The organism is Nocardioides jensenii JCM 1364 = NBRC 14755 (assembly GCF_001552535.1).
In the GTDB taxonomy this organism is placed as follows: domain Bacteria; phylum Actinomycetota; class Actinomycetes; order Propionibacteriales; family Nocardioidaceae; genus Nocardioides; species Nocardioides jensenii.
In genome coordinates this window covers 39,629-66,012 of record NZ_BCRJ01000046.1, presented here as the reverse complement: position 1 = coordinate 66,012, position 26,384 = coordinate 39,629, and the positions used below count along the sequence as shown (strand labels likewise).

Below are 26,384 nucleotides of genomic sequence, written 5' to 3'. Positions count from 1 at the left end.
AGGGTGGGCCATGCCGAACTCACCGATCCACCCTGACTCAGGTTCCTTGACGCGCACCGACGTGTCGTTGACGACTGCCGATGCCGAACGGATCGCCACCGCGATCGAGGCCGAACTCGCCCCATCCACCCGCGCGACCTACGACTGTGCCTGGCGCCAGTGGGAACGCTGGTGCCAGGGGAGAGGTATCAACCCACTACCCGCACCGCCTGATGCGCTCGCCGCCTTCCTCGCCGAGCGCGCCGAGGCCGGACTCACCTTCGGCACCTTGGACGGCTACTGCTCCGGCATCGCCCACCGCCACCACCAGGAAGGACTGGCCGACCCGACCGCGGATGCCGTCGTGCGGCGGGTGCGTCGAGGCCTGCGCCGCATCCTGGGAGTCGCGCCGATCCGTCAGGCCCACCCGCTCACCGTCGCCGAACTGGGTCAGATCGTCGCGTCCATCGGCCCCGACACGGCGACGGGCATCCGGGACCGGGCCATCTTCCTCCTCGGGTACGCATCCGCGATGCGACCGGGTGAGATCTCGGCACTCAACATCGAGGACTTCCTCCGCAAGCCAACCGGGATCCTGATCAACATCCGCAGATCCAAGACCGACCAAGACGCGCGCGGCCAACTCATCGGAGTCGTCCGGGGAGACAACCCGCTCACTGACCCGATCCGGGCCCTCGACGCCTGGCTCAAGGTTCGACCCGGCGGTCCTGGTGCGCTCTTCACCCGCGTTCGTTGGCGCAACCACCCCACAGCCGATCGCATGGGCCCGCGGGCGATCAGCCGCACTGTGCAGCAGCGTGCCAATGAGGCCGGATTCGACGGCGTGCCAGTCTCGGGGCACTCGTTGCGGGCGGGCCACGCCACCACCGCCGCAGTGAACGGTGTTTCGATCGACCGGATCGCGGCACAGACCCGACACCGGGACCTCGGCACCCTGCTCAACCACTACATCCGCCCCGCCGAAGCGATGGCGACCACGTCCAGCCGTGACCTCGGCCTCTGACGCCATTCGTCGGTCGCCTGACACGTTCGATCAACCTCTGACGGTGGTGTCCCCTAGACTGCGTGTACGTGGTCACATGAGGCGGGAGGTGTGTTGTGGCAGGAAGTGCTGAGCATTTCAAGGCGCTCGTGCGCAGTCACGCCGCCGGCGACGATGCCGCCTTCTACTCCGTTGCGATGCAGGTTGCGGCTCAAGAAGCGCGCAAGGGGCACCACCGGTTCGCGGCCGACCTGAAGTCGGCGGTCGAATCGTCCCGTACGTCCGGGCCGAAGGTGACCTCGATCGCGCAGCCGCGCGGCGATCTAGCGGATCTAGTCATCGCGACGCATCCCGCGGTCACGTTGAAAGACCTTGTGCTGCCGGCGGGGCTGACGTCCCAGGTTGGGCGGATCCTAACTGAGCAGCGCCAGCGCAAGAACCTTTTGGACCACGGTTTCGAGCCGGTGCACCGACTGCTGTTCGAAGGTCCTCCGGGAACCGGCAAGACGATGACCGCGGCCGTGCTCGCCCACGAACTGTCGATGCCCCTGCTGACGATCCGCTTGGATAGTTTGATGAGCAAGTTCATGGGGGAGACAGCGAGCAAGCTGCGAGTGATCTTCGATGCGGCCGAGCAGCAGCGCGCGGTATATTTGTTCGACGAGTTCGACGCTCTCGGCGGAGACCGCACGGGCAATGACGTCGGTGAAGCGCGCCGGATATTGAACTCGTTCTTGGTGTTCTTGGAGAACAACAGGAGCGAGAGCCTGATCGTGGCTGCCACCAACCACCGCCAGATCTTGGACCGAGCATTGTTCCGGCGTTTCGACATGGTGTTGGACTACGCACTCCCGGACCCCAAGCAGGGGGCTGCAGTGATGCGCGGACGTCTCGGGACGCTTGCGAAGGGGGTGCGCTGGGCGAGCCTCGCCTCGGTGATGGAAGGTCTATCGCACGCAGATCTCGTGCGGGCAGCCGAATCGGCTGCGAAGAGCGTGATTTTGAACGGGAGCACTCAGATCACCGCCGAGGATCTACGCGATTCGCTGGAGGCGCGAAAGGCGGGCAGCCTTGGCTGAACCGCGTCAGCATCTGAGTCATCTCCTAGTTGAGAACAGGTCCACAGACGAGGAGTTTCGACGACGCGGCGGAGGCGATCCCAAGATCCGACCGGTCGAGAGCCGCGCCGGACACGGAGGAGGACGTCTGGGTGAAACTCGAACAGCACTGGATGCCGCCGATCAGGCACGAGCCGAGTTGCTGACTGAGGAAGAGCTACGCGCGCTCGGGACCGTGATCACACTTGAAGGAACCAACGCCGAGTACCCGCTGGCGATCGATCGCCTCGAACGCATGTCCACTCACCGCAAGACGCCGAAGCGTCCGCAGTGGCTTCTCCTCTCAGTGCTCCCGGCGCAGCCTGACCTGGAGCTGCCGGAACGTGCGATGGTCTGGGTCAGCGACGACTACCGAGCCCAGTTCCTGAAGCTCTTCGAGGACTACCTTGAGCTTTCCAGCTCTGCTGGGAACCCGAGGAACAACGAGCTCGTGGCGAACATCGCCCGGATCCGTCAAAGCGTGCTCTCCGACCTCTGGCAATCCGATGGACAGCCTCCGCAGACCGGGAAGCGCTGGTGGGAGGTCTGGCTACGGGCGACGGCTGACGGGCCGGATGTCTTGCGCCACTACGCACAGTTCGCAGACCTCGTCGTCTCGCCGCGAGTCCTGCGCCTGATCGACCGCAACGTGATGTGGGTACAGGCCACATGGTCTCAACTGGAAGCTCTTCCGTTTACCGCCGTCCCGGTAGCGGAGATCCGCCGCCCGGAGTTCGTGGAAACGATCGAGGACCTGACGATGGAGGAACAGCAGGAGTACCTCGACGATCTCCTCGAGCGACTTGAACCCGCAGCGGAGACGGCGCCAGCTGTCTGCCATCTCGATACGGGTGTGGCTCGCACCCATGTCCTGCTGGGCGACTCGCTCGCCGCGCAGGATCTGCACACGGTGCTCGGCGTCAGCGGCTTCGATCAGGACGGTCATGGCACCAACATGGCCGGAATTGCCTTGTTCGGCGACCTGGAAGCACAACTGGCAGGATCCGCCCCGGTGCTGCTTCGACACCGCTTGGAGTCTGTGAGAATCATGCCGCAGAACGCTGAGCCGCAGCACGTCCCAATCACCTACGGCGACGTGACCGCTCAAGCGGTAGCGATGCCTGAGGCCGTCTCCAGGCGGGACCGAGTGTTCTGCATGCCGATCAGCGTCAAGTCTGACACCGCAGACGTGCCAGGTCAGCCAACCCTCTGGTCGGCAACCGTGGACGCCCTCGCGGTCGGAGCAGAGGTTGTTCGCAACGGCGACGAACTTGGACTGCTCTCCGCGCCGGCGCCCGAACGGACGCGACTGCTGGTGGTTTCGGCCGGGAACACCGACCAGTGCGTCGCAGACCATCTTGTTCAGTCTGATCTGTCCGCGGTCCTGGACCCCGGACAGGCCTGGAATGCCCTGACGGTGGGCGCATATACGGAGCTCACCGAATCGCCGACGGACCCGGCCTACACGGGGTGGGACGTGGTCGCCGAGGACGGCGAGCTCTCTCCGTATAGCCGCACCTCGTTGCCTTTTGGGATCAAGCCCTGGCCGATCAAGCCGGACATTGTGATGGAGGGCGGCAACGTCCTGCACGACGGGGGTTCGTTGTTCGAACCCGGAGTGCCGGTGCTGTCGACCAGAACCACAGGACACGTCAACGATCTGGCGCTGACCTCGGCGCACGCCACCAGTGCAGCCACAGCTCAAGGCGCGCGTCTTGCTGCGTTGGCGATGGCCACCTACCCGGAGTACTGGCCCGAGACCATCCGAGCACTGGTGGTGCATGGAGCAGAGTGGACCCCAGTGATGCAGGCTGCCGTAAAGGAGGCGGGCAAGTCTGGTAAGCGGGCTCAGCAGGCCATGTTGCGTCGATACGGCTGGGGAGTTCCGACCGAGGACCGGGTGCTGTATTCGACGGACCAAGCGGTGACCTTGGTCGTTCAGGACGAGTTCGTACCGTTCGAGGGTGATGAATTCAAGATCCCCGCGTTCCGGCTCCATGACCTACCGTGGCCGACTCAGGTGCTCCAAGACCTGGGAGGCGCACAGGTGGACCTGCGGGTCACGCTCTCGTACTTTGTGGAGCCCACAGCGTCGCGCCGGGGATGGCGCCGCCGCTACAGCTACGCGTCCCACCACCTACGCTTCGAGGTTCAAGATCCGCTGGAAACGGAATCTCAGTTCACGCAACGGGTCAACCACGACGCGCGCACCGAGGAGTCGGGGGGCCGCCCTGAGGGCGGACAGGTCAAGTGGCTCGTGGGCGCTAATCAGCGCAACCTCGGTTCGCTACACCAGGACATCTGGCAAACCTCGGGAGTCGAGCTTGGGCACTCGGGAAAGCTCGCTGTCTTCCCGGTCGGCGGATGGTGGAAGAACAAGACTGCAAAAGCGCGAGTCGACCAGCCAGTCAGATACGCACTCGTGATCTCCCTCAAGACCACCGAGCAGAACGTCGACCTCTACACCCCGGTTGCGAACACCCTCCGGATCCCGACTTCCATCGTCATCTAACGGCCACAGCGGATTCGAGCGCCCTCCATGAAGCGCGAACTTGAACACCCTCCGCTTACCCTCCGGATTCAGCCAGCCTCACCCAGTAGTGATCGGGTAGGATCGGAGTTGTTCGAGACAGCGTTCACCGCGTCAACACAAGCGATTCGGCTGTTTCCCGCAATGTTCGGTAGTCACCGGAATCGCCTTGTGTGATTCCAGAGGTCGCAGGTTCAAATCCTGCCCCCGCTACAAAGTAAAAGCGCAGGTCAGAAGCCGTTTTCCTCAAACTGAGGGAAGCGGTTTTCTGCATTTCAGTGGGCGTTGACTACCGCTCTGACTACCTCCGCCTTCGCTTGGGGCTCCAAAGCCGTACGTACTACAACGGCTCTCTTGGAGGTTCACATGGCAGCAGGGATGAAGAAGCGTGCAGACGGGCGCTACCAGTTGAAGGTCACGACACCGGATGGTCCCCGGATCGTCTATGGCCGAACACGCGCAGACGTACGCGGCAAGGCTGAGGAGATGCGGACGCGCATCAGGGCTGGGTCGCCAGTGCGCGATGCCAGCCGCACGCTCGCTGCGTGGATCGCGGAGTGGGAGGCGACATACCTCCGTGTTTCTGATCGTGCTGAATCGACGAAGGTGATGCACGCGGGCTACTGCAACCACTGGATCGTTCCGACCCTGGGACATATCCCGCTCGGCAAGATCACCCCTGCCGACGTCACTCGGCTCATGCTCGCGATGAAGGAGGCGGGCAAGGCCGAAAGCACCCGACGCAATTGCTACACGGCGTTGAGGAAGGCGCTGGACGACGCCGTGGTCAACGGACTTCTCGCCGCGAACCCCGTACACCGGATCAAGCAGCCATCTGCCCGACGAAGTGAGGCACGCTTCCTCACCCTCGACGAGGTCGCCCTGCTTATGAAGGCTGCCCAGGGCCTCCGATACGTCGATGCGCTTCGCCTCATCTTGGGGACTGGTCTCCGGCGGGGCGAGGCCTGCGCCTTGCGGTGGGAAGACATCGACCTCGTGCGTGGCGAGGCGAAGGTGAATGGTTCCCTGGTTCGGCAAAACGGAGGCTTGCGGGTCGTGGACACCAAGACGGACAAGAGCCGCCGGAAGATTGCACTCAGCGCGCACATGTTAGCGCTCCTCAAGTCACAGAAGGCACGGCAAGCGGCCGAACGGCTCACCGCGGGGAATCTCTGGGTGGAATCTGGACTCGTATTCACCACCGACCTTGGAAAGCCCATCGAGCCTCAGAACTTGCTGCGGACCGTGCGCATCGCCTCGCAGAAGGCAGGTCTGCAAGGCGTCAAGGTGCACAGCCTGCGCCACACCTACGCCACGACTGCCCTCATGGCGGGTGTTCCGCTCAAGGTGGTCAGCGTCAACATGGGCCACGCCTCCATCCAGATCACTGCCGACATCTACGGCCACGTCACGGACGAAGCGGCTCGCGCGGCTGCCGAGAAGGTGTCAGTGGCTCTCGGATTCTGACAGCGATTCAACCCAACGTCGCGGCACCTTGGGGCGTCCTCCGAGAAAGACCACGGGGACTTCTCCACGCTTGCGCATCCTCCAGAGCGACGTACGGCTTAATCGCAAGAGCGCACCCACTTCTTCGAGGGTGTAGAAGTCGGGACGTGTTACAGACTGTTGTTCCATGTAGTACGTACGGACTATTGGCTCGATGTAAGTGTGCAGACTCACCCGGCCGACCTATTTGGGCTCATCCCAATGGGGGGTGTAGGAGTTGGGGTCTGAAGCCGCCGGTCTCGAGCAGGCTTCGGGCGATGTAGTTGGTCAGGTTGCGGAACCCGAGTGCGGAGCCGCGCAGGTGTTCGAGCCGTCCGTTGAGCGCCTCGGTCGGCCCGTTGCTGGTGCCGGGTCGTTCGAAGTAGGCGAGCACGTCAGCGGCTCGCTTCTTCAGGGTCCGGCCCAGGGTGGTGAGCTCGGTGAGCACCTTGGGGACGCCGGCGCTGAGGTCGGTGATCAGCTTCTCCATGAGCTCGCGGCCACGTTGCCGGTCCTCGTGGCGATAGGCGGCGATCATGCGCTGGTAGACACCCCAGGTCGCCTCGACCTCGACGTGAGCGTCATCAACGAACAGCGCGCGTAGCCTGTCGCTCTGCTTGTCGGTGAGCAGGTCCGCGCCGGTGTGCAGCGTGCGCCGCGACTTGTAGAGCGGGTCGTCCCTGAACCCACGGTGCCCGTGGATCGCGAGTTGGACCCGGCGCCGGCACCTGTCGAGGGCGTCACCGGCCAGGCGCACGACGTGGAAGGGATCCATCACCGTGACCGCGTCCGGGATCTCCTCTGCAGCGGCGGTCTTGAACCCGGTGAAGCCGTCCATCGCGACCTCCTCGACCGCGTCAAGGAAGGCGTCGTCGCGGTCGGCGAGCCAGGTCTTGAACGCCGCCTTCGACCGGCCCTCGACCATGTCCAGCAGCCTTGCTGGGCCGGCGCCATCGCGGACCGGGGTGAGGTCGATGATCACGGTGACGTACTTGTCGCCACGCCTGGTGTGGCGCCAGACGTGCTCATCGACGCCAATGACCTTCACGCCCTCAAACCGCGTGGGGTCGTTGATCAGCAGCCGCTTGCCTTCAGCCAGGACCGCGTTGTTGGCGGTGTCCCACGCGACCCCGAGTCCCTCGGCGACACGGGCGACGGTGAGGTGTGCGACCACGATCCCTTCCAGCGCCCTCCGCAGCCCGGTGCGCGAGAGCTTCGCGCGTGGCTCCGCCGCGGCGCTGGTGTCTTGGCGCCACACGTGTCCGCAGTCGGCACAGCGGTAGCGGCGCACTACAACTTCCAGCACGGTCGGTCGCCAGCCCAGCGGCTCGTGGGCCAACCGCCGGATCACGGTGTCACGAGCAGCGCCTTCGCTGCCGCACCGTCGGCACCACTGATCTGGTTCCACCACGCGGCACGTGAGGACCGCACGATCCGGTTCAAGTCGTTGTCCGGTCACGCTCAGACCGAGGCCGTCGAGTCGAGCGAAGGCGGTCAGGTCAGGGCGGCCGAAGCCGGCCGGCGGGGTAGCGTCGGACACGTCGAGGTCTTTCGGATGGATGGCGTAGGAACCTCCGTCGTCAGGAGACCTCGACGTCTATCTGCGGACCGACGCGCCCGGCCGACCTACACCGTCATCTGAGAAGACCCCTGAAACGTCTTCGACGACGACGGGACCGGCGAGGAGGAGGGCGCGGTGAGCTAAAGGAATGGAGCTTGCTCGGCTTCGACGCCGCCGCAAGCTCCGGTGAAACGGTCGGTACTGGTCGGTCGTCGTCGGTCACCACCGGATGGCGGCGTCCCCACGCTCGGCGTTTGCGCAGGTCAGCGGCTCGTTCGCCCAGTGGGCGCATCAAGCGATAGACGCAAAGCCGACGTGATTAGGTCGTCGGTTCGATTCCGACAGGCGGCTCCGGCGAACAGCCCCTGACCTGCGGAAACGCAGGGCAGGGGCGGTTCGGTTCTGGTGGTCGCGCGATGCGCTGGCCTCACGGCTCTGCCCGACACCGACGTCGCTCTCCTCTGCGACGGACCCCTCGCCGGCTGAGCGCTCGCGGCCGGCATCCTGTCCGTGTGCCGATAGGCCTCGCACCGCTCGGCAACGCAGCGTGGCGTTGCGTCGCGACCTGGCGACGGCTCGGCGGGGCGCGATCGTCTCGTGCGTTGGCGGACTACGGGAGCTTGGACGCGAGGACGTCGGCCGCCAGGATCTCGGGTGCTGCGCCGAGGAGGTGCTGGTTGGCCATCAGGGCTGCGACGATGGCGCCGTTGGCGTGGGCGTCGCGAGCGGCCTCGTCGGGGAATGCATCGAAGATCCAGAAGGTGTCGGCGTGGGTCCTGACCGCGAACCAGACAATCGTTCCTACTTCTTCGTTGGCGAGCGCGACAGCGCCGGCGAGCAGATCGGCGAGCGCGTCGTGCTGTCCATCGGCCGCGACGATCTTGGCGACGAAGGCATACGGAAGTGATGCGGGTGTGGACATGAGGGGTTCTCCTAGGTGTCGAGGTTTCTTGGTGAAGCGAGTTCAGCGTATGACGAGCAAGGGCATGTGAGAAGTGGCGTATACGGCAGTATTGCTATTGTTCGCGCCATGCGTATCGGACTAATCGCGATCGACGGCTGCTTCGGTTCGGCTGTCGCGTCGATCATCGACATCGTGCGGGTGGCCGACGGAGCTCGCGCCGATGTCGACCCGCGGATCGACCCGATCGAACTCGCCATCCTCGGACCGAAACGGAGAGTGACCACGACGGCATCGATGACCCTGTCGGTGGACCACCCGCTGTCGGAGTCCGCAGAGTTCGACGTGGTCGTCGTCCCTGCGCTTGGAACCCTCACGGCCGCCGCTACCAACGACGCCCTCCAGAGCCGAGATGCTCGTTCGGTCATCGCCTCGCTCGGGCGCCTCGACGACGCGACCACCCGGATCGCCGCGGCGTGCACCGGCGTGTTCGCTGTCGCCGAGACCGGACGGATGCATCATCGGCGGGCGACGACCAGCTGGTTCCTGGGGCCGGAGTTCCTGAAGCGCTATCCGACCGTCGCCCTCGATCTCGACACCATGGTCGTGGTCGACGGGAACCTCGTCACCGCCGGCGCCGCGTTCGCCCACATCGACCTCGCGCTCTCACTCGTGCGATCGATCAGCCCCGACCTGGCCCAACATGTCGCCAAGCTCCTCATCATCGACGAGCGTCCGTCGCAGGCGGCCTTCGTCGCCTACGAACATCTCCGGCACGAGGACCCGATCGTCGTCGAGTTCGAACGCTTCGTGCGCGCCCGCCTGGACGAACCGTTCAACGTCGCCTTCGTCGCGCAGTCGCTCGGCACCAGCCGGCGCACCCTCGAACGACGAGTCCGTGCGGCGCTCAACCTCACTCCGCTCGGCTTCGTCCAACGGCTTCGCATCGAACGAGCTCGGCACCTCTCAGCAACCACGGACCTCACCTCCGCCGAGATCGCGCGACGGGTCGGCTACGCGAACGCCGAGACTCTGCGCTCCCTCCTGCGCAGGGAGCGACGCCGTTCCTGACCTATCGCCATGCCTGTAGCCGGCCTCCTAGCGCTCGGTTGGAACCAGCTCTCAGCACGTCGCGTCGACGCTCCTGCGTGGCCCCTGGACGACCCACTCGACACGGCCGCAGCACAGGCCATGTGACGTGCCCCGGCTCCCCGGACGGTCGGGGTCGGGCGGCTGTGATGTCGCTGCGTTCTCGTCGAGGGGGGTCAGCAGACCCGATCAGGGTCGATTGGGATGAGACGCGAAGGCGGTCAGGTCAGGGCGGCCGAAGCCGGCCGGCGGGGTAGCGTCGGTCACGTCGAGGTCTTTCGGATGGATGGCGTAGGAACCTCCATCGTCGGGAGACCTCGACGTCTATCTGCGGACCGACGCGCCCGGCCGACCTACACCCTCATCTGGGAAGAGCCGTGATAGACGGCTGACAGCGATTCAGTGCTGTCCACGGCGATGAGTCCCGGAGCAAGAAGCATCGCTTCATGCCACGGCCCCTCCAGGTCGGCCAGGTCGGTCAGGTCTTCCGAGGTCCAAGCCAGGTAGACGGTCATGTCGCCATCCTTGACGACGTGCTCAGCGGCGGCCGCAGCCGGATCATGTCCGCTCGAGCCGCCGTGCCAGGTACGGCGCGGTCACGCTTTCGTCGGCCTGCGCGATGTCGGCCGGCGTCCCGGTCGCGACGACCCGACCGCCGGCGTCTCCTCCGCCCGGGCCGAGATCGATGACCCAGTCGGCTGTGGCGATCGCGTCGAGGTCGTGCTCGACGAGAACCACCGTGTTGCCGGCGTCGACTAGCCGGTGCAGCTGACGCAGCAGGAGCGCGGTGTCGGCGGGGTGCAGTCCGGAGGTCGGCTCGTCGAGCAGGTAGAGGGCATGGCCGCGGTGCGCGCGCTGGAGCTCGGTAGCGAGCTTGATGCGCTGTGCCTCCCCGCCGCTCAGCTCGGTCGCCGGCTGTCCCAGTGGCAGATAGCCCAAGCCCACCTCGCGAAGCGTCCGAAGGCTGCGTACGGCGGCCGGCACGTCGGCGAGGAACGTCGCGGCATCGTCGACGGACAAGGCTAGGACCTCCGCGATGTTCTTGTCGCGGTAGGTGATCTCGAGCGTCTCGGAGTTGTAGCGATCGCCGTGGCACGTCGGGCATGGTGCGTAGTTGCCAGGCAGAAAGAGCAGTTCGACGGAGACGAAACCCTCGCCCTGACAGGTCTCGCAGCGGCCCCCGGCGACGTTGAAGGAGAAGCGGCCGGCGCCGTAGCCGCGGGCCCGGGCCGCGTCCGTGGCGGCGTACAACTTCCGCACGGCATCGAACATCCCCGTGTACGTCGCGAGGTTGGACCGCGGCGTCCGGCCGATCGGGCGCTGATCGACCAATACCAGTCGGTCGAACGACTCACGAGCAGTCGGGTCCTCGGCCAGGACCTGGGTGACCAGGGTCGACTTGCCGGACCCGGATACCCCGGTGACGGCGGTCAGCACGCACAGCGGGATATCGACAGACAGGTCGCGCAGGTTGTGGCGATGTGCGCCGGTCAGTCGCAGCCAGCCCTGCGGGGCCCGCGCATCGTGCACGAGCCGCTCGGCGCGACCGAACAGGTAGGCGCTGGTGACCGACTCCGTGACATCCTCGAGGCCCGCGACAGGGCCGCTGTGAAGCACTCGACCTCCGGCCTCGCCCGCACCCGGGCCGATATCGACGACCCAATCTGCTCGTCGTACGACGTCGAGGTCGTGCTCCACGACGAACAGCGTGTTGCCGGACGCCTTGAGGCGGTCCAGGACATCCAGCAGCGGCTCCGCGTCGGCCGGGTGCAGGCCGGCGGAAGGCTCATCGAGGACGTAGACGACCCCGAACAGACCCGAACGCAGCTGGGTGGCGATCCGCAGGCGCTGCGCCTCTCCGGCCGACAGGGACGTCGAGCTCCGTCCCAAGCTCAGATAGCCCAGTCCCAGATCGAGAAGCACCTCGACGCGCGCGACCAGGTCAGCGCAGATCCGCACCGCGACCTCGTCGGCACCCGCGGGCCGCTCAGCGACCGGACGCAGCAGAGCCACCAGCGCTGTGAAGGGCAGGTCGTTGACCTCGGCAATCGAACACCCGAGGAAGGTCACCGCGAGGGCCTCTGGCCGCAGTCCACTGCCCTGGCAATCCGGGCAGGGCGCTTCCTCCACGAACCGCCGGGCTCGCTCGCGCATCCGCTCGCTCGTGGAGTCGGCCAGCACGTGCATGACGTGCTTGCGCGCGCTCCAGAACTTCCCGTAGTAGCCATGGTCGACGCGACCTGGTTCCGGCTCGATGAGCACCGACGGCTGCTCGTCGGTGAACAGCAGCCAGTCGCGGTCCCGCTTCCTGAGCCTGCGCCACGGCTTGTCGACGTCGATGCCGAGCCCCATCACGATGCTGCGCAGGTTGGCGCCCTGCCACGCGCCCGGCCAGGCGGCGATCGCGCCTTCACGGATGCTCAGTGACGGGTCCGGGACAAGCAGCTCCTCGGTGACGTCGTGGACGACGCCCAGGCCGTGGCAGCGCGGGCACGCGCCAGCGACGGTGTTGGGCGAGAACGCCTCGGCCGGGAGGTGATCGGCACCAGCCGGGTAATCGCCGGCCCGCGAGTAGAGGATCCGCAGCAGGTTGGACAGCGTGGTGATGGTACCGACCGACGAGCGCGAGGTGGCCGCGCCCCGGCGCTGCTGGAGCGCGACCGCAGGCGGCAGGCCGGTGATCTCCTGGACGTGCGGGGCGCCGACCTGCTGCAACAGCCGGCGCGCGTATGGCGCGACCGACTCGAAGTAGCGGCGCTGCGCCTCGGCGTACAGCGTGCCGAAGGCCAGCGACGACTTCCCCGAGCCAGAGATCCCGGTGAACGCCACCATCACGTTGCGAGGGATGTCCACGTCGACGTTGCGCAGGTTGTGCTCATTGGCGCCGCGGACACGCACGAAGTCGTCGATCGCGTCGGTGGTCACATGCTGCCCCTGTCGGTCGCTCCGGGTGTCCTCGACGACAACTTATCGCGCTCCCCGAGCGCCATCGTCACTGAGACTGCTCCGCCGCGCACGGGATGCAGCACGTGCGTTTTTGCGTGACGGCCCAGGCGGTGTGTCCGGGTGCGAGCCGAGATACTCCTGGTCTGGGACCTACGGAATGGGAGTACCGCTCCGGACGGTGTCCCGCGGGGGCTCGCCGACGGGGGCACGGCGCAGTCGCCAGGCACGGGCGGCCAGGTGGAGGTTGAGTTTCGTCTCGACGTCGGTGAGGTCGTGGCCCGAGATCTCGGTGATGCGGCTGAGTCGGTACCGCAGTGTGTTGCGGTGGATGGAGAGCGCTGCTGCCGTGTCGGCGTACTTGCCTCCGTGGTCGAGGTACGCCGCTAGGGTGAGGACGAGTTCGGTGCCGTGGCGGCGGTCGTAGCTCAGCAGGTCGCCGAGCCAGTCACTGACGAGGCGTTCGACCTCGTCGGCATTGGCGTCAAGGGCAAGGAGCCGGTCCACTCCCAAGTCGGCGTAGGCGATGGAGCCATACGGCTTGGGGGACTGCTGGCGAGCCCTGAGTGCTCGTTGGGCTTGCTCATAGGCTCGTGGGATCTGCTGCGGCGAGTTGAACGGCTCCCCCTTGGCGATCACACCGTTGGTGTCGCCGTAACCGCGGGACAAGTCGTCGAACAAGCGGCCGATGTCGACACCTCGATAGGTGAGAGCGACCACCAGCCCCTGGTTCCGGCCGACCAAGCAGGGCAGCCGCTGACGAGCCAAAGCCCTCCGGAGGTGATCGACGTCGCGGTCGTGACCGCGCTGACCCCGGTCGGAGGACCACGCGGACACGATCAAGTCGTGCGGAACGCCAAGGTCGTGGCCCTGGGCGGATGCCCGGTCCACGGCAACGTCGTTCGGGAGCCCTTCGAGAAGGTCGTCGAGGAGGTCTCGACTCAAGCCGTTCTCCAGTTCATTCATCGCTGCGGCATGAGCCCTCAGCAGCCCCAGTGCGACGCCGGCGTATTGCAGAGCGAACAATGCGTCGTCTTGCTCTTTGTCCGATGGCACCTCCAGTTCGATCGTGCCGAGTTCGGGGCGTCCGCCGATCACCGCCTCGAGCGAGGTTCGCTCGAGGACCGGTTGGTACCTGCCGGCAACCGTGATCCGTGTCGTCTCGTGGCCGAATCCGTCCCGCAGCACGACCGTGGAGCCAGTGAACCGGCTCAGCGAGGTGGCCACGTCGAGCTCAGTCCCGGACGTGGCGAGTCGGGCGAACTCCTCAAGCACCCCCTCCCGGTGCTTCAGGACCGCGACGGTGCGCGCCATCTCGTTGTTGGCTGCCTCGAGTTCGCGGGCGCGTCGGCGGTCGCGCTCGTGCGACTCCGCCTCCGCCAGCGCCGTCCGGAGGAGGTCGCCCAAACGCTCGATGACGAACAGCTGTTCGGGGTCGGGTCGGGTGGAGCTGCGAAGGACCAGTTGGCCGGGTACGCCGTTCGCGACCGTGACAGAGGTCGTAGACGTCCAGGAGTCGCCGTGGTCCTGCACGAACACCCGTTCACCGGTTGGGGGGATCGGTTCCGCCGGTCTCGTTGGCTCCCCGGGGGGCAGGGTGGTCCACTCCTGGTGACGCTGGAAGTTGACGTGAACCAAGGTGCAGCCGGTCGCCGACTCGACCCCACGCGCCAGGACGTCGATGACCCCGTCCACGTCGTGACGTTGCAGCATCGTCAGCGACATCACCAGCAACTCATGGAGGCCGGTGAGGGCATGTTCCAGATCCAGCCCGTCGATGTCCGCAACAGTTCGGGTCGAGGCAGGCTCCAAGACACTCATCTCGCGGTCCCTCGCCTACCCACCCGGGATCCCTCTGTGACGTAGGGACCCGACAGGTCGTCGCGCTGAGCGGCGACACCTCGGTGCCTGCAGCACTGATGTATCGCGGGATCCAGTCCGAGTCCGTGAGAGCTCATCGGTCCTCGTCAACTCTCGGGGGCGGCGTTGCGCCCATCCTACCCCTTGCGCTGTGCACGCGACGCAGCGAGTTGTGCACTCGACCCAAGTGGGGCCCCGTGGTTTGGACCTGGCGTGCCCATGACTTCCTGCTGGTCGGCGGCGAGCGTGGAGGGGTCGAAAGGCCCACACAACGATTGGAGATTCGTATGAAGGCTGTCGTGTATCAGGGACCCCGAGACGTCGCAGTCACCGATGTTCCGGACGCGAAGATCGAGCGACCCACTGATGTGCTGGTCAAGATCACAACCACCAACATCTGCGGCTCGGACCTGCACATGTACGAGGGGCGGACCTCCTTCGAGGAAGGCCGGACGTTCGGTCACGAGAACATGGGGGAGGTGGTGGAGGTCGGTCAGGGCGTGGAGAAGGTCAAGGTGGGCGACCGGGTCGTGCTGCCGTTCAACATCTCGTGCGGGTTCTGCAAGAACTGCGAACGCGGGCTGACCAACTACTGCCTCACCACCCAGCCTGACCCGTCTGCCGCCGGTGCGGCCTACGGGTTCGCAGACATGGGCCCGTACGGCGGCGGCCAGGCCGAGCTGCTCCGGGTGCCCTTCGGCGACCACAACGCACTGCGCCTGGGCGAGGACGCGGAGGAGAAGGAGAATGACTACGTCATGCTCTCCGACATCTTCCCCACCGGTTACCACGCCACCGAGATGGCCGGCGTGATCCCGGGCGACAGCGTCGTGATCGCTGGAGCCGGTCCGGTGGGTCTGATGGCTGCGCTGTCCGCGACGATCAAGGGCGCCGCGAAGGTCATGGTGGTCGATCGCCACCCCGACCGGCTCGCGCTGGCCGAGCAGATCGGAGCGATCGCCATCGACGACTCCAAGACCGACCCTGTGCAGGCTGTGCTGGACGAGACCATGGGGCTCGGAGCCGACCGTGGCTGCGAGTGCGTGGGCTACCAGGCCCACGACCCGCAGGGGAACGAAGACCCGGCTGCCACCTTGAACATGCTCATCAACTCGGTGCGTTTTACCGGCGGGATCGGCACCGTCGGCGTGTTCGTCCCCCAGGACCCGGGGGCCAAGGACGAATTGGCCAAGCAGGGCAAGGCGGCCATCGACTTCGGCACCCACTGGTTCAGGGGACAGACCATGGGCAACGGTCAGTGCCCGGTCAAGAAGTACAACCGCCGGCTGCGTGACCTGATCGCGGCTGACAAGGCGAAGCCGTCCTGGATCGTCTCCCACGAGATCTCGCTGGACCAGGCCGCCGACGCCTACAGGAACTTCGACTCCAGGTCCGAGGGCTGGACCAAGGTCGTCATCAAGCCGGGTATGTCCGACGGAAAGAAGACAAACTGACATGGCAGCAGATCTGCAGGGCAAGAGAGTCGCGATCCTCGCCGCGGACGGGGTCGAGCGCGTCGAACTCGAGCAACCCCGCGAGGCTCTGGACAGGGCCGGCGCTCGGACCGAGGTCCTCTCGGTCGATGAGGGCGAGATCCAGGCCCGCGAGAACGACCTGGATCCGGCGGGGACGTTCGGCGTCGACGGGCTGGTGGCTGAGGCCTCGGTGGCCGACTACGACGCCTTGGTGCTTCCGGGCGGCACGGTGAACCCCGACAAGCTCCGGGTCGACGAGGACGCTGTCGCCTTCGTCCGGGACTTCGTCGAGAGCGGCAAGCCGGTGGCGGCGATCTGTCACGGACCGTGGACGTTGATCGAAGCCGGCGTGGCCACCGGTCGCACCCTGACGTCCTTCCCGAGCATCCGCACGGATCTGCGCAATGCCGGCGCGAACGTCGTTGACCAGGAGGTCGTGGTCGACAAGAATCTCATCACCAGCCGCTCGCCGGAGGACCTGCCGGCGTTCTCCGAGGCGATCGTGTCCCAACTCGCGGGCACCACGACACAGGAAGAGGAGAAGTCATGAGTGTGGCCAAGGGATTGCTGGTCAGGTTTGACGCGTTGCCAGGCAAGGAGGACGACGTGAAGGAGTTCCTTGACAGCGGCCGTGCGCTTGTTGAGGAAGAGTCGGCGACCACCGCGTGGTTCGCGATCCGCCTCGGGCCGTCCTCCTTCGGGATCTTCGACGTGTTCCCCGATGACGCCGGACGTGACGCTCACCTGTCCGGCCCTGTTGCGGTAGCTCTCGGCGAGCAGACCGGTGCGTTGTTCTCCGAACCGACCATCGAGAAGCTCGACGTGTTGGGCTCCAAACTTCCCGCCTGACACCACAGACCGGGAGTACTGACCCCGACATGAGGGGTCGCTGCGCGCGGCGACTTCGGGCTGACACAGCCCGTTGACGTCGTGGCAGCGGCCCTTCTCTTGCGGCCTATCGCACATCCCTAACAGATCGAGGAACCGCGATGACAGGAACTGACGACGACGTTGCCCCGACGCGTTCACCCGAGGTAGCAGTGATCGGGGGCGGGATCGTCGGTCTGTCGACGGCGTACGCGCTGCGGGAGCAGGGCGTGCCGGTGCGCTTGTACGAGGCCGGTCTGCCCGGAACGGGTCAGTCCGCAGGCGAGTCGCGGATCTTCCGGCATGCCCACGACGACCCGCGACTCGCGGCTTTCGCGCGCGAAAGCCGCGGCGTATGGGATGAGTGGGCCCAACACTTCGACGTCGAGCTGGTCTCATCAGACGGTGTCGTGGCGATCGGCGACAGCGCCCTGGCGCGGCTGCGGGTGCTCGACCAGGTCGGCGGCGTGGAAGCGCACGAGATCGATGCAGCCGAGCTCGCCCAGCGAATGCCGCTGCTCGCTGGGTACTCGGGGCCAGCGGTGCTCGACGAGTCGGGCGGCGCGATCCGCACCCGCACCGCGATCACGGCACTCGCGGGTGCCCTCGCAGATGCCGTCACCACCGCAGAGGTCATCTCAATCGATCCCCGCGCCGATGGGACGGTCGAGGTACGCAGCGTCACCGACCGGGCTGTCTACTCCAAGGTGGTCGTGTGCGCCGGCCGCGAAACCGCCCGCCTGGCCCGCAGCGTCGGCCTGTCGCTGCCGGTTCGCCTTGCCGCACACGTCCGGCTGACCTTCGACGTGAAAGCCGCCGCCCCGGCACGAGTCGCGTGCCTGCAGGACAGCAGCGGCGTCTTCGGCGAAGTCGGCGTGTACGCGACGCCGCTACCGGGCAACAGCAGTTATTCGGTCGGACTCAGCGAAACCGTCGGCGTCCGCGACGACGGAACGTTCATCGACCCTGCGGCGATTCGATCGCTGGACGAACGCGCGCGCGAATACGTGACACGGGCGCTGCCCGGTCTCCACCCAGAGCCGCGCGACTTTCTTCACTGCTGGGTGACCGACCTCCCATGGAGCGAGGACGGCGTGGCCGTGTGGGAGGCAGGCTCTGTCATTTTTGTGGCCGGTCACAACCTGTTCAAGCAGGCACCTGCGCTGGGTCGCGCTCTTGCCCGGGCTGCGACCGGCGGCGGTCTCGCCGCCGACCTCACGCCCGAGGCGCGCCTCGGCGCGGCCCAGGACTAGTGGCCGGTGAGCGTCGTGCCGGATGGCCGAGGCAGGCGAGCGATACGACGTCGCCGCCACGGTGCTGGGCAATGCGGCTGAATCTCTGGCACCTCGGCGCTGCCCGAAAGGTTGATCGTGGACTCAGCCAGCTTGTAGGCCCAGGTGATCCTACGAACGTCAGAGACGAACTTGTCCTTGACGGTCGCGCCGAGCGTCGCCTGTTCGTAGAATTTCACCTTCGGGATCACGCGGCCGTACTTGGCCGCTGGCGGCCAGCGGTAGAGGTGGGTTTCGACAGGTTCAACCACCAGGAATCACCGCCCCTGTGTCCACGACGGCAATGAAGGCGATCAGTTCAAAGTCATCCAAGCCACTGATGGTCTGGGCGAGCGCGGTCGTGGCGCCGTCGGTGAAGAGGCTGTCGAGGTCTTGTTCATCGGTGACGTCGATCATTGATTGGATGGCTTCGGTCAGCAACTCGGAGTACGCGCCCATCTCTGCACCCTCGTTGGTGGCCGTGTTGAAAAACCGTGTCACTGCCATGACTGGTTCTTCGTGGGGGCGGCAGCCGCCGCGGAGCAGATCGAGGAGGCTCTTGACCTCGGTGTGGTCGGATAGAACTGTGCCGTCGTCGCCAAGGTAGACCAATTAGTGCGGATGCAAACGGTTGCCCCGATGCGCTCCTTCTCCGCCGCTGAGGTTTCGCAGCGGGAAGATCACGCCGGGATGCAAGCCCTTGGCCGCGTCGGCCGGGACGACTGCGTGCAGACCCTTCGGGGTCGAGTCGAGGTGGCCGTGTTGCTTGATGTAGCCGAGAAGGTCCATCCGGAAGTCATTGAGGCCAAGGTCAGTGATGGAGACACCCGATCGGACGTCTTCGAGTTCGATGACCTCATCCTGGAGTTTGCGCAGTTGTTCTTTGCGGTTAGCGGCGTCCGCACTGGCCGGGTCGAGAATGTTGTCGTCACCGACTGCGGCGAGGTCGGCGATGACCATTCGGTTCTCGACGCGCTCTTTGAGATTGATGTATTCGTCGAGCGAGATGTCCGGCCAGAAGTTGACCAACTGGATCTGAGCGTTGAACGCCGCTCGGTGCGGCGATCTGGATGTGACCGAGTGGTTGCGCTGCCCGGACTCGGTGGCGACCACGCGCATCGCGACCGGTCGAGCCGATCCGGTCAACGCGGCCGAAGCGTTGGATGATGCGGACCGGGTTCCAGTGGATGTCGTAGTTGACGAGGTAGTCGCAGTCCTGGAGGTTCTGCCCCTCACTGATCACGTCGGTCCCGATCAGGATGTCGAGTTCACCGGTCGCTTTGGGCATGGTCAGGTGGCGTTGCTTGGACCGGGGCGAGAACGACGGGTCAAGTCCCCGGTGGTGGTGTAGTGCTGTGAATCGGCCTGAGATTTTTGGAGGGCGTGGTTAGGCCGCGACGGGATTGTCATGCCCTCGTGTTGAAGCGTAGTGCGCCTGCTCCAGTTCGGCCGGTGGGACGTCACCGATCGCTGAGTGCAGCCTGTCGTGATTGAACCAGTGGACCCATGCTGCGGTCGCCTCCTCAACCTGTCGCCAACTAGCCCAGATCTTCTGCTCGTGCCCGATGACCTCGGTCTTGAACAGGCCGATCGTGGACTCCATGAGCGCGTTGTCCAGCGCGTCACCGACGGTCCCGATCGAGCCGGTGATCCCGGCATCGATGAGCGCTTCGGTGAACGCCAACGACGTGTACTGCGATCCTCTGTCCGTGTGAACGATGCAGCCGGCCACCTCACCGCGTCTGGCGACAGCGTTGTTCAACGCCGCGACCGCGTGCCGGGACTTCATCCTGGAGTCGATCGAGTAGCCCACGATCCGGTTGGAGTAGATGTCCTTGATCGCGCACAGGTAGAGCTTCCCTTCACCGGTGCGGTGCTCGGTGATGTCGGAGAGCCACAGCTCGTTCGGGGCATCTGCTTCGAAGACGTGGCGGGTCACGCCGTGCTTATCGACCATTGCGCACAGGTCGTCGTGGACCGGTGGGCCGGGCTTCTTCGCCTTGCCCTTCTTGGGTTTGCCGAACGCGCTCCACCAGCCGTTGGTCGAGCAGATCCGCCACGCGGTCCGCTCCGCCATCGGCTCGCCGTCCTCAGCAGCTTCATCGACGAGGAACCGATAGCCGAACTCGGGGTCGTCGCGATGCGCGTCGAACAACGCGTTGGCGCGATACGCCTCGACGAGTTCGGAGTCGGTGACCGGGTTGTTGAGCCACCGGTAGTACTGCTGGCGGGCGAGTTTGAGCACCCTGCACGTCACCGTCACAGGCACCCTGATCGGGGCATCCGTGGCGGCCAGTTCACGGACGAGCGGGAACATCATTTTCCCGGCAGATTCGCCTGCGACAGATACGCTGCCGCCCGCCGCAGAACCTCGTTCTCCTGCTCCAGTAGTCGGTTCCGTTTGCGAAGTTCACGCAACTCAGCAGACTCGCTCACGGTCACGCCGCTCTGCCCACCAGCATCGATACGAGCCTGTCGCAGCCACTTGTCGAGCGTCCCGACATGAATCCCGAAATCCTTCGCGATCTGCGCCAACGGAACATCGGGGTCACGGTTCAGGGCAACCCGCACCACATCATCGCGGAACTCTCTGGGAAACGGCTTCGGCATGATGACATCCTTCCAGGCCAGCCCTCTCGGACTAGCCAGATCAGTTGTCACCTATCCGTGCAGCAGACCCTCTCGGTGTGCTTGACTCCTCTCGTGCCCGCTGACGACCAACGAGCCGCCGCACTCCGGCTGGTGTCTTCCATGTCACCGGCAGGGCAACGCGAGCTGTTGGACACCCTGCTGGGTCAGACCGCCATCGAAGCCGACCAGAGCCTGGCGCCGACGCTGCGACGCAAGCCGCGCAAGGTTCGAGGCTTCAAGATCCGAATGGATCTGCTCCACGTGAAGCCCCCGATCTGGCGGCGACTGATCCTGCCAGGGGATCTCACCCTCAACCTCGTACACGTCGTGCTCAACGAGGCGATGGGGTGGACCGACAGCCACTTGCACCGATTCCGCACCGGCAACGATCCTTATGCACCGCACTTCATCACCGAGTTCGATCTGGAGGAGGGCGACCGTGGAGTCTTGGAAGACGACGTCCGACTGGATCAAGTGCTAGCCAAGGTCGGCGACAAACTTTGGTACGACTACGACTTCGGCGATGGATGGGAACACGTCATCAAGGTCGAAGCCGTCCTGCCCGATCCGCCGGACGAGGTCGAGCTCGTCACCGGGAGACGGGCTTGCCCGCCCGAGGACGTCGGCGGCCCCTGGGGCTACCAAGGCGTAGCGCAGTGGGTCGACGGCGGATACGACAAGGCACTGCTGCCGGACCAGTTCGATGACGCCAAGCACGCACGAGAGTGGTTGCCTATCGGATGGCATCCAGCCACCTTCGATCTTGAGGTAGCCCGAGACGCAGTCCGTAGCGCATTGGAGGCAGCCGAGGACGAATGAGATTCGAGCGTGGGCCATCTATGGGCCAGAGACGGTTGGGCAACAGTGGGGATCAGCGGGCTACAATGAGAAGCGTCAGAGTGCCGTTCATCGGCCGTCACCAGCAGAGATGAGCTGTAACGGGCACTGACGAGTACCAGCGGGCAAGTGGTCGACCTTACCCAGAGGTCGCAGGTTCAAATCCTGCCCCCGCTACAAAGTGGAAGTGCAGGTCAGAGGCGGTTTTCGGAGAGATCCGGGAACCGCCTTTGGCGTTCCCGGACCGCTGGTTGTCAGCATCTGTAAGCAGTCAGCGCGCGCCAGGGCGGTCGCGGCGTCCAGCGGCTCAGCCACGAGCTGAGCGTGCCGTCCTGCACGAGTCTGGATGCGCGGGGACATCCGGGCACGAACTGAGCCCGATGTGGACGCCGTTTTGGCCGCGTCTTGGCCGCGACCTCTGGGTCATTTGCAAAGTGGTTGAGACCAGATCGCGACGCCGGGTCTTGTGCGGATGCCCGGAACGCGGAAGAAAGGTGCCTGGCAGCCATGGCGGCCGAGGGTAAGGCAGCACTCTCGGGGCTGCATTGTCGGCGGCCATGAAATTCTGCTCGGAGACGGCCACGAAGTTGCCCGCTGGCGGTCATGAGACCTGCCCGGTAGCGGTCATGGGATCTGCCCGACACGACGTCGTCTGCCTCACCGGTTCCCACGGTTGAGGCCCCTCCTCAGGTGCGATCGGCGGTGCTGAAGCGCCCGTCGTCCTGAGGAGGGACATGTGAAGTCTGCCGAGGAGATCATGAAAATCTTGGATGCCTACGACCTGACTGGGTCGTTGCGTGATGCCGGTGAGTTGGCCGGTTGCTCTCACCACACGGTGAAGCACTACGTCCAGCGCCGCGCTGCGGCCGGCGAGTTGGACCGGGCCGCGGCGCGGGCGCAGTTGATCGATGCCTACTTGGACAAGGTCGAGGAGTGGGTGGAACGCAGCCAGGGCAAGGTCCGTGCCGATGTGGCTCACGAGAAGCTGCTCGCGTTGGGTTATGCCGGGTCGGAGCGCACCACGCGGCGTGCGGTCGCGGCGGTGAAGAAGTCGTATCGGGTCGGCAACGTGCGCGTGCACCGGCCGTGGGTCACCGAACCTGGCATGTGGTTGCAGTACGACTACGGCGACGGTCCGCGGATCGACGGCGTGAAGACGGTGCTGTTCGTGGCTTGGCTGGCGTGGTCGCGGTTTCGGGTGGTGATCGCGTTGCGGGACAAGACAATGCCGAGCGTGTTCGCCGCACTGGACCAGACGTTCCGCCGACTCGGTGGCGTGCCGACCTATGTGTTGACCGACAACGAGAAGACCGTCACGACCGAGCACATCGCCGGGATCGCGGTCCGCAACCAGCAACTGGTCACCTTCGCCGAGCACTACTCGGTCGTGGTGCACACCTGCGTCCCGGTGGACCCGGCGTCGAAGGGCGGCACCGAGTCATCGGTGAAGATCAGTAAGGCCGACCTCGTGCCTCGTGAGACGAACTTGTTGGACGAGTACACGTCGTTCGCCGAGCTTGAGCAGGCATGTGTGGCGTTCTGCGAGAAGGTCAACACCCGACCCCACCGGATTACCAAGCGGCCGCCGGTCGAGATGCTGGCCGAGGAACGCCGGCGCCTTCACCCGGTTCCGGCGTTGCCGCACACGGTGGCGTTCGGGACCACGCGGGTGGTGCCGGCGAACACGCCGATGGTGATGTTCGAGTCCGGCCAGTACTCGGTCCCACACGCCCTGTTGGGCGAAACGGTGTGGGTGCGCACCCAAGGTGTGGGGGTCGACGAGCAGGTCGTCATCGTCCACGTCGGCGACGACGGACCCGTCGAGGTGGCCCGACATGCCCGGGCCACACCCGGCAGTCCGAAGATCAACGACGACCACTTCCCACCCCAGCCACCGGGGGCGTTGGAGCGACGGCCACGCGCAAAAAGCGCGGCCGAGTCGGAGTTTCTTGATCTGGGCGAAGGCGCCGCGTTGTGGCTGGTCGAGGCAGCCGCCGCCGGCACCACCAAGATGCGGGTCAAGATGGCCGAGGCACTCGCGTTGGCGAAGCTGTTCGACCCCGTCGAGGTCGACTGGGCGCTGGGACATGCGGCGGTGCACAGCCGGTTCGCCGAAGCCGACCTGTCCCCGATCCTCGACCATCACGCCACCCGACCAGCCGCTGGTGAGCACCGCGCCGGCGAGCAGTCCTCGCTGACCCAGGGCACCAGCGCGTGGGCACGACTGGGCCAGCCGGTGAACCCGTCAGACAGCGACGAGGAGGCAGACGCGTGAAGACCCCGGACGCACCACCGTTGCCCGCCGAGTTGGAGGACCTGCTGCGTCGGCTGCGGCTGCCGCACATCCGCCGCCACGCACCCGAGGTGGTGGCGACCGCGAAGGCCCAACGTTGGGAGCCTGCCGAGGTGTTGAAGGCCCTGTTCGTCGAGGAGGTTGCCGGCCGGGAACGCTCCGCACTGGCCACCCGTAGGGCGGCAGCCGGGTTCCCGACCGGGAAGACGTTCGACGCCTGGGACCCTGCAGTGTCGTCGATCCCGGCACCGACTCAGCAAGCGCTACAGACCTTGGAGTGGGTGCATCGCCGAGAGAACCTCGTGCTGTGTGGGCCGTCGGGGACCGGGAAGACATTCCTGTTGGAAGCACTGGGCCAACAGGCTGTCGAGGAAGGGTTGAAGGTCGCCTGGTTCACCCTGGAGGACCTCGGCGTCATGCTGCGTCGTCATCGTGCGGACGACACCGTGTCGAAGGCCATCGCCCGGATCCTGCGCGCCGATCTCGTTGTCGTTGATGACATTGGCCTGCTGCCGGTAGCAGCCGACGCGGCCGAGGGGCTGTACCGGCTTGTCGATGCCGCGTATGAGAAACGGTCGGTGGCGATCAGCTCGAACCTGCACCCCGCCGGGTTCGACGAACTGATGCCCAAGACGCTGGCCACCGCCACCGTCGACCGGCTGCTGCACCACGCCCACGTCTGCCAAACGACCGGCGACTCCGTACGGCTCACTCAAGCACTCGCCGGGCAAGGGGTGAGCCCGTTGAGCTGACACCCTTGGTCGGTGGTGGCCACCCAGCCCCCTATGGGCAGATCCCATGGCCACCACCGGGCAGATCTCGTGACCGTCACCGGGCAGGTTTCATGACCGCCCCTGGGCAGGTTTCATGACCGCCCCTGGGCAGTTCCTACTGGCCCTTGACACTGCATCGTGCGGTGGGCTGCGGGTCGCTCACCGTGGCTAGACGTGCGGAGTCTGCACTTGCTGATGTAGCCCGGCAGTGGCGGCGCGAACCACCGAGATGTGGAGCCGGGCAGATGTGGCTGTTTCGAGGCACCCGCGAAGCACACGCTAGCGAAATCCGAGAAGGGCAACCGGATCTGCTACACGATCTGGTGACCGACCATGGCGTGACGTGAGGATCGTGTAGGGGCCTCTGCGTCATGAACGGATGCGGGAATCCCTCGGCGAGACCGCCCCCGGGGAAGAGTAATTGAAGATTAAACGTTAGGTTGGGTGAATACTTGATGGTGCCGAGGGACAGGCCCCGACACCTCACCGCGGAAAGGTTGGAATCATCCATGAAGGCATGGCGACTCACGGCAGCCAAGGAACCCCTGCAGCTCTTCGACATCCCTGACCCTGAGGCCGGCGCCAACGAGATCGTCGTGGACGTGAAGGCCGCAGGCATCTGCCATACCGACACTGGTTACCTCGACGGAACACTGACCAGCATCCTCGGCTTCACGCCCATTACCCTCGGCCACGAGATCGCGGGCGTTGTCTCCCAACTTGGCAAGGACGTCACCGGGTTCGAGATCGGCCAGAAGGTCGTCATCCCGGCCTCTGTCCCCGGACCGGGAACTGGCACCGACGGCGGCTTCGCCGACAAGGTCAAGGCCTTCGACTACCAGGTCATTGCGTTGCCGGACGGTATTCCGTGGGAGCAGGCTGCGCCTGCAACCGACGCCGGGATGACGTCCTACCACGCACTCAAGCGCGGTGGGGTAAAGGCTGGCACCAGACTCGGCATTATCGGTGCGGGCGGCCTGGGCAGCCTGGCGATCCAGTTCGCGAAGGGTCTGGGCGCAGAGGTGTACGTCGCCGAGACCAACCGTGACGCATGGGACCGAATCTCCGCACTCGGCGTGGACGGACTCGTCGAGAACATCCGTGAGTTCGCCGACAAGGAGCTCGAGGTGATCGTTGACTACGCAGGCTTCGGCACCACCACTGACGACGCGATCGAGACTGTCGGCGTCAACGGCACCGTGGTCCAGGTCGGCATGGGTGTGGACCGCGCCGACATCTCCACCACCGCCATCATGCTCAAGCAGGTGAACCTCCTCGGCTCCCTCGGCGGTACCAACGAGGACGCCGCAGAGGTCCTCGAGCTGATGGCCGCAGGCAAGGTGTCCTCGGAGGTCGAGGTAGTCAGCTTCGACGACATCGACGAGTCGATCAAGCGCTTTGAGCGCGGTGACGCGACCAAGGGACGTCTGGTCGCTGTGCGCGACTGACATACCCGACGACGCACAGGGCCCCAGTCGCCCACTGGTGACCGGGGTCCTCTGCGTCATCATCAGGCCGCCGCCGCTGCAAGAGGGCCTGCAAGCATGTCGGTGGCGCTGGGTGAGGCGACTCATCACAGGCATCCTGTGGAGTCGCCGCGTGAATGCGGGGCGCAGAGCTAACCAACATCCGCCTCGGACAGTCGTCGCAGGTCAGGACGCAGTGGTTTTCACTGCGGTCAACATCCGCATTCAGACCACAGCAGGGCTCCTAGGCACCTGGGTGGTCGAGGACGCCCGGAGCGATCAATCGTGATGAGAGATTTCGAGCTTCCCGGCGCGTGGGGGAC

Annotated in this window: 23 protein-coding genes and 1 pseudogene; 13 read left to right on the top strand and 11 right to left on the bottom strand. The window is 65.6% G+C overall.

Features of this window, described 5'->3' with window-relative positions; all coding sequences use genetic code 11:
- Positions 1-46: 46 nt before the first annotated feature.
- From NJ4_RS11385 to NJ4_RS11370, 4 genes are all read left to right on the top strand, one after another.
- Positions 47-1,003, top strand: coding sequence for a tyrosine-type recombinase/integrase (locus NJ4_RS11385; RefSeq protein ID WP_169799247.1), 957 nt, complete (start codon positions 47-49; stop codon positions 1,001-1,003).
- Between the two features lie 95 nt (positions 1,004-1,098).
- The gene (locus tag NJ4_RS11380; protein ID WP_067434630.1) at positions 1,099-2,061 is read left to right on the top strand and encodes an AAA family ATPase; all 963 of its coding nucleotides are present in this window, start codon (positions 1,099-1,101) and stop codon (positions 2,059-2,061) included.
- Complete coding sequence (locus NJ4_RS11375; protein ID WP_067434627.1) at positions 2,054-4,591, top strand: S8 family peptidase; 2,538 nt, start codon at positions 2,054-2,056, stop codon at positions 4,589-4,591. The genes NJ4_RS11380 and NJ4_RS11375 overlap by 8 nt, the downstream gene beginning before the upstream one ends.
- 384 nt (positions 4,592-4,975) lie before the next feature.
- Complete coding sequence (locus tag NJ4_RS11370; protein WP_082748441.1) at positions 4,976-6,076, top strand: tyrosine-type recombinase/integrase; 1,101 nt, start codon at positions 4,976-4,978, stop codon at positions 6,074-6,076.
- Here NJ4_RS11370 and NJ4_RS27165 read toward each other — a convergent pair.
- From NJ4_RS27165 to NJ4_RS11360, 3 genes are all read right to left on the bottom strand, one after another.
- Positions 6,056-6,244: a helix-turn-helix domain-containing protein gene (locus NJ4_RS27165; protein ID WP_407668057.1), complete on the bottom strand. Its 189-nt coding sequence runs from the start codon at positions 6,242-6,244 to the stop codon at positions 6,056-6,058. The two genes, NJ4_RS11370 and NJ4_RS27165, sit on opposite strands and share 21 nt — an antisense overlap.
- Before the next feature lie 64 nt (positions 6,245-6,308).
- Positions 6,309-7,634, bottom strand: coding sequence for an ISL3-like element ISPfr2 family transposase (locus NJ4_RS11365; RefSeq protein WP_067434621.1), 1,326 nt, complete (start codon positions 7,632-7,634; stop codon positions 6,309-6,311).
- Between the two features lie 631 nt (positions 7,635-8,265).
- Complete coding sequence (locus tag NJ4_RS11360) at positions 8,266-8,577, bottom strand: putative quinol monooxygenase (RefSeq protein ID WP_003941073.1); 312 nt, start codon at positions 8,575-8,577, stop codon at positions 8,266-8,268.
- 108 nt (positions 8,578-8,685) lie between these two features.
- Between NJ4_RS11360 and NJ4_RS11355 the strand changes: the two genes are divergently transcribed.
- Entirely contained in the window at positions 8,686-9,627 is a 942-nt protein-coding gene (locus NJ4_RS11355) for a GlxA family transcriptional regulator (protein WP_067434619.1), read from the top strand.
- A gap of 371 nt (positions 9,628-9,998) precedes the next feature.
- On the opposite strand, the gene NJ4_RS25650 is transcribed toward NJ4_RS11355, so the two are convergent.
- The 3 genes from NJ4_RS25650 to NJ4_RS11345 form a co-directional block, all read right to left on the bottom strand.
- Positions 9,999-10,160 (bottom strand): hypothetical protein, encoded by a 162-nt coding sequence (locus NJ4_RS25650; RefSeq protein ID WP_157551075.1) that lies wholly within the window; start codon positions 10,158-10,160, stop codon positions 9,999-10,001.
- 43 nt (positions 10,161-10,203) lie between these two features.
- Positions 10,204-12,570, bottom strand: coding sequence for an ATP-binding cassette domain-containing protein (locus tag NJ4_RS11350; RefSeq protein ID WP_067434616.1), 2,367 nt, complete (start codon positions 12,568-12,570; stop codon positions 10,204-10,206).
- A gap of 171 nt (positions 12,571-12,741) precedes the next feature.
- Positions 12,742-14,409 (bottom strand): PucR family transcriptional regulator, encoded by a 1,668-nt coding sequence (locus NJ4_RS11345; protein WP_067434613.1) that lies wholly within the window; start codon positions 14,407-14,409, stop codon positions 12,742-12,744.
- 326 nt (positions 14,410-14,735) lie between these two features.
- Between NJ4_RS11345 and NJ4_RS11340 the strand changes: the two genes are divergently transcribed.
- The 4 genes from NJ4_RS11340 (at position 14,736) to NJ4_RS11325 (ending at position 18,043) form a co-directional block, all read left to right on the top strand.
- Positions 14,736-15,902 carry a glutathione-independent formaldehyde dehydrogenase gene (locus NJ4_RS11340; RefSeq protein WP_067434610.1) on the top strand — a complete coding sequence of 389 codons (1,167 nt, stop codon included), beginning with the start codon at positions 14,736-14,738 and terminating at the stop codon, positions 15,900-15,902.
- 1 nt (position 15,903) lies between these two features.
- Entirely contained in the window at positions 15,904-16,473 is a 570-nt protein-coding gene (locus NJ4_RS11335; protein WP_067434607.1) for a type 1 glutamine amidotransferase domain-containing protein, read from the top strand.
- Positions 16,470-16,772 carry a putative quinol monooxygenase gene (locus tag NJ4_RS11330; RefSeq protein WP_067434602.1) on the top strand — a complete coding sequence of 101 codons (303 nt, stop codon included), beginning with the start codon at positions 16,470-16,472 and terminating at the stop codon, positions 16,770-16,772. Before NJ4_RS11335 ends, NJ4_RS11330 begins: the two co-directional genes overlap by 4 nt.
- Before the next feature lie 191 nt (positions 16,773-16,963).
- The gene (locus NJ4_RS11325) at positions 16,964-18,043 is read left to right on the top strand and encodes an NAD(P)/FAD-dependent oxidoreductase (RefSeq protein WP_067434599.1); all 1,080 of its coding nucleotides are present in this window, start codon (positions 16,964-16,966) and stop codon (positions 18,041-18,043) included.
- Here the strand turns inward: NJ4_RS11325 and NJ4_RS11320 are convergent.
- The 5 genes and pseudogenes from NJ4_RS11320 to NJ4_RS11305 form a co-directional block, all read right to left on the bottom strand.
- Positions 18,040-18,333: a DUF4391 domain-containing protein gene (locus NJ4_RS11320; protein ID WP_067434596.1), complete on the bottom strand. Its 294-nt coding sequence runs from the start codon at positions 18,331-18,333 to the stop codon at positions 18,040-18,042. The two genes, NJ4_RS11325 and NJ4_RS11320, sit on opposite strands and share 4 nt — an antisense overlap.
- Entirely contained in the window at positions 18,326-18,673 is a 348-nt protein-coding gene (locus NJ4_RS26400; RefSeq protein ID WP_067434593.1) for a hypothetical protein, read from the bottom strand. Before NJ4_RS26400 ends, NJ4_RS11320 begins: the two co-directional genes overlap by 8 nt.
- A complete protein-coding gene (locus NJ4_RS26395; protein ID WP_245644540.1) occupies positions 18,674-19,174 on the bottom strand; it encodes a hypothetical protein in 501 nt (166 codons plus the stop codon).
- Positions 19,175-19,253: 79 nt separating this feature from the next.
- Positions 19,254-19,349 (bottom strand): annotated as a pseudogene (locus tag NJ4_RS26670) (helicase-related protein); the annotation flags it as partial.
- Between the two features lie 99 nt (positions 19,350-19,448).
- A protein-coding gene (locus NJ4_RS11305) for an IS3 family transposase (RefSeq protein WP_407668053.1) occupies positions 19,449-20,671 on the bottom strand; the annotation gives its coding sequence in 2 pieces (ribosomal slippage) (positions 19,449-20,384 and positions 20,387-20,671; 1,221 coding nt in all).
- 93 nt (positions 20,672-20,764) lie between these two features.
- Between NJ4_RS11305 and NJ4_RS11295 the strand changes: the two genes are divergently transcribed.
- The 4 genes from NJ4_RS11295 to NJ4_RS11280 all read left to right on the top strand — a co-directional run bounded on the left by NJ4_RS11295 (position 20,765) and on the right by NJ4_RS11280 (position 26,043).
- Positions 20,765-21,511 carry a plasmid pRiA4b ORF-3 family protein gene (locus NJ4_RS11295; protein ID WP_157551073.1) on the top strand — a complete coding sequence of 249 codons (747 nt, stop codon included), beginning with the start codon at positions 20,765-20,767 and terminating at the stop codon, positions 21,509-21,511.
- A gap of 754 nt (positions 21,512-22,265) precedes the next feature.
- A complete protein-coding gene (gene istA / locus NJ4_RS11290; protein WP_067434581.1) occupies positions 22,266-23,804 on the top strand; it encodes an IS21 family transposase in 1,539 nt (512 codons plus the stop codon).
- Positions 23,801-24,574, top strand: coding sequence for an IS21-like element helper ATPase IstB (gene istB, locus NJ4_RS11285; protein WP_067434578.1), 774 nt, complete (start codon positions 23,801-23,803; stop codon positions 24,572-24,574). The genes istA and istB overlap by 4 nt, the downstream gene beginning before the upstream one ends.
- A 530-nt stretch (positions 24,575-25,104) precedes the next feature.
- Positions 25,105-26,043 carry a zinc-binding dehydrogenase gene (locus NJ4_RS11280; protein ID WP_067434576.1) on the top strand — a complete coding sequence of 313 codons (939 nt, stop codon included), beginning with the start codon at positions 25,105-25,107 and terminating at the stop codon, positions 26,041-26,043.
- The last annotated feature ends 341 nt before the right edge of the window (positions 26,044-26,384 follow it).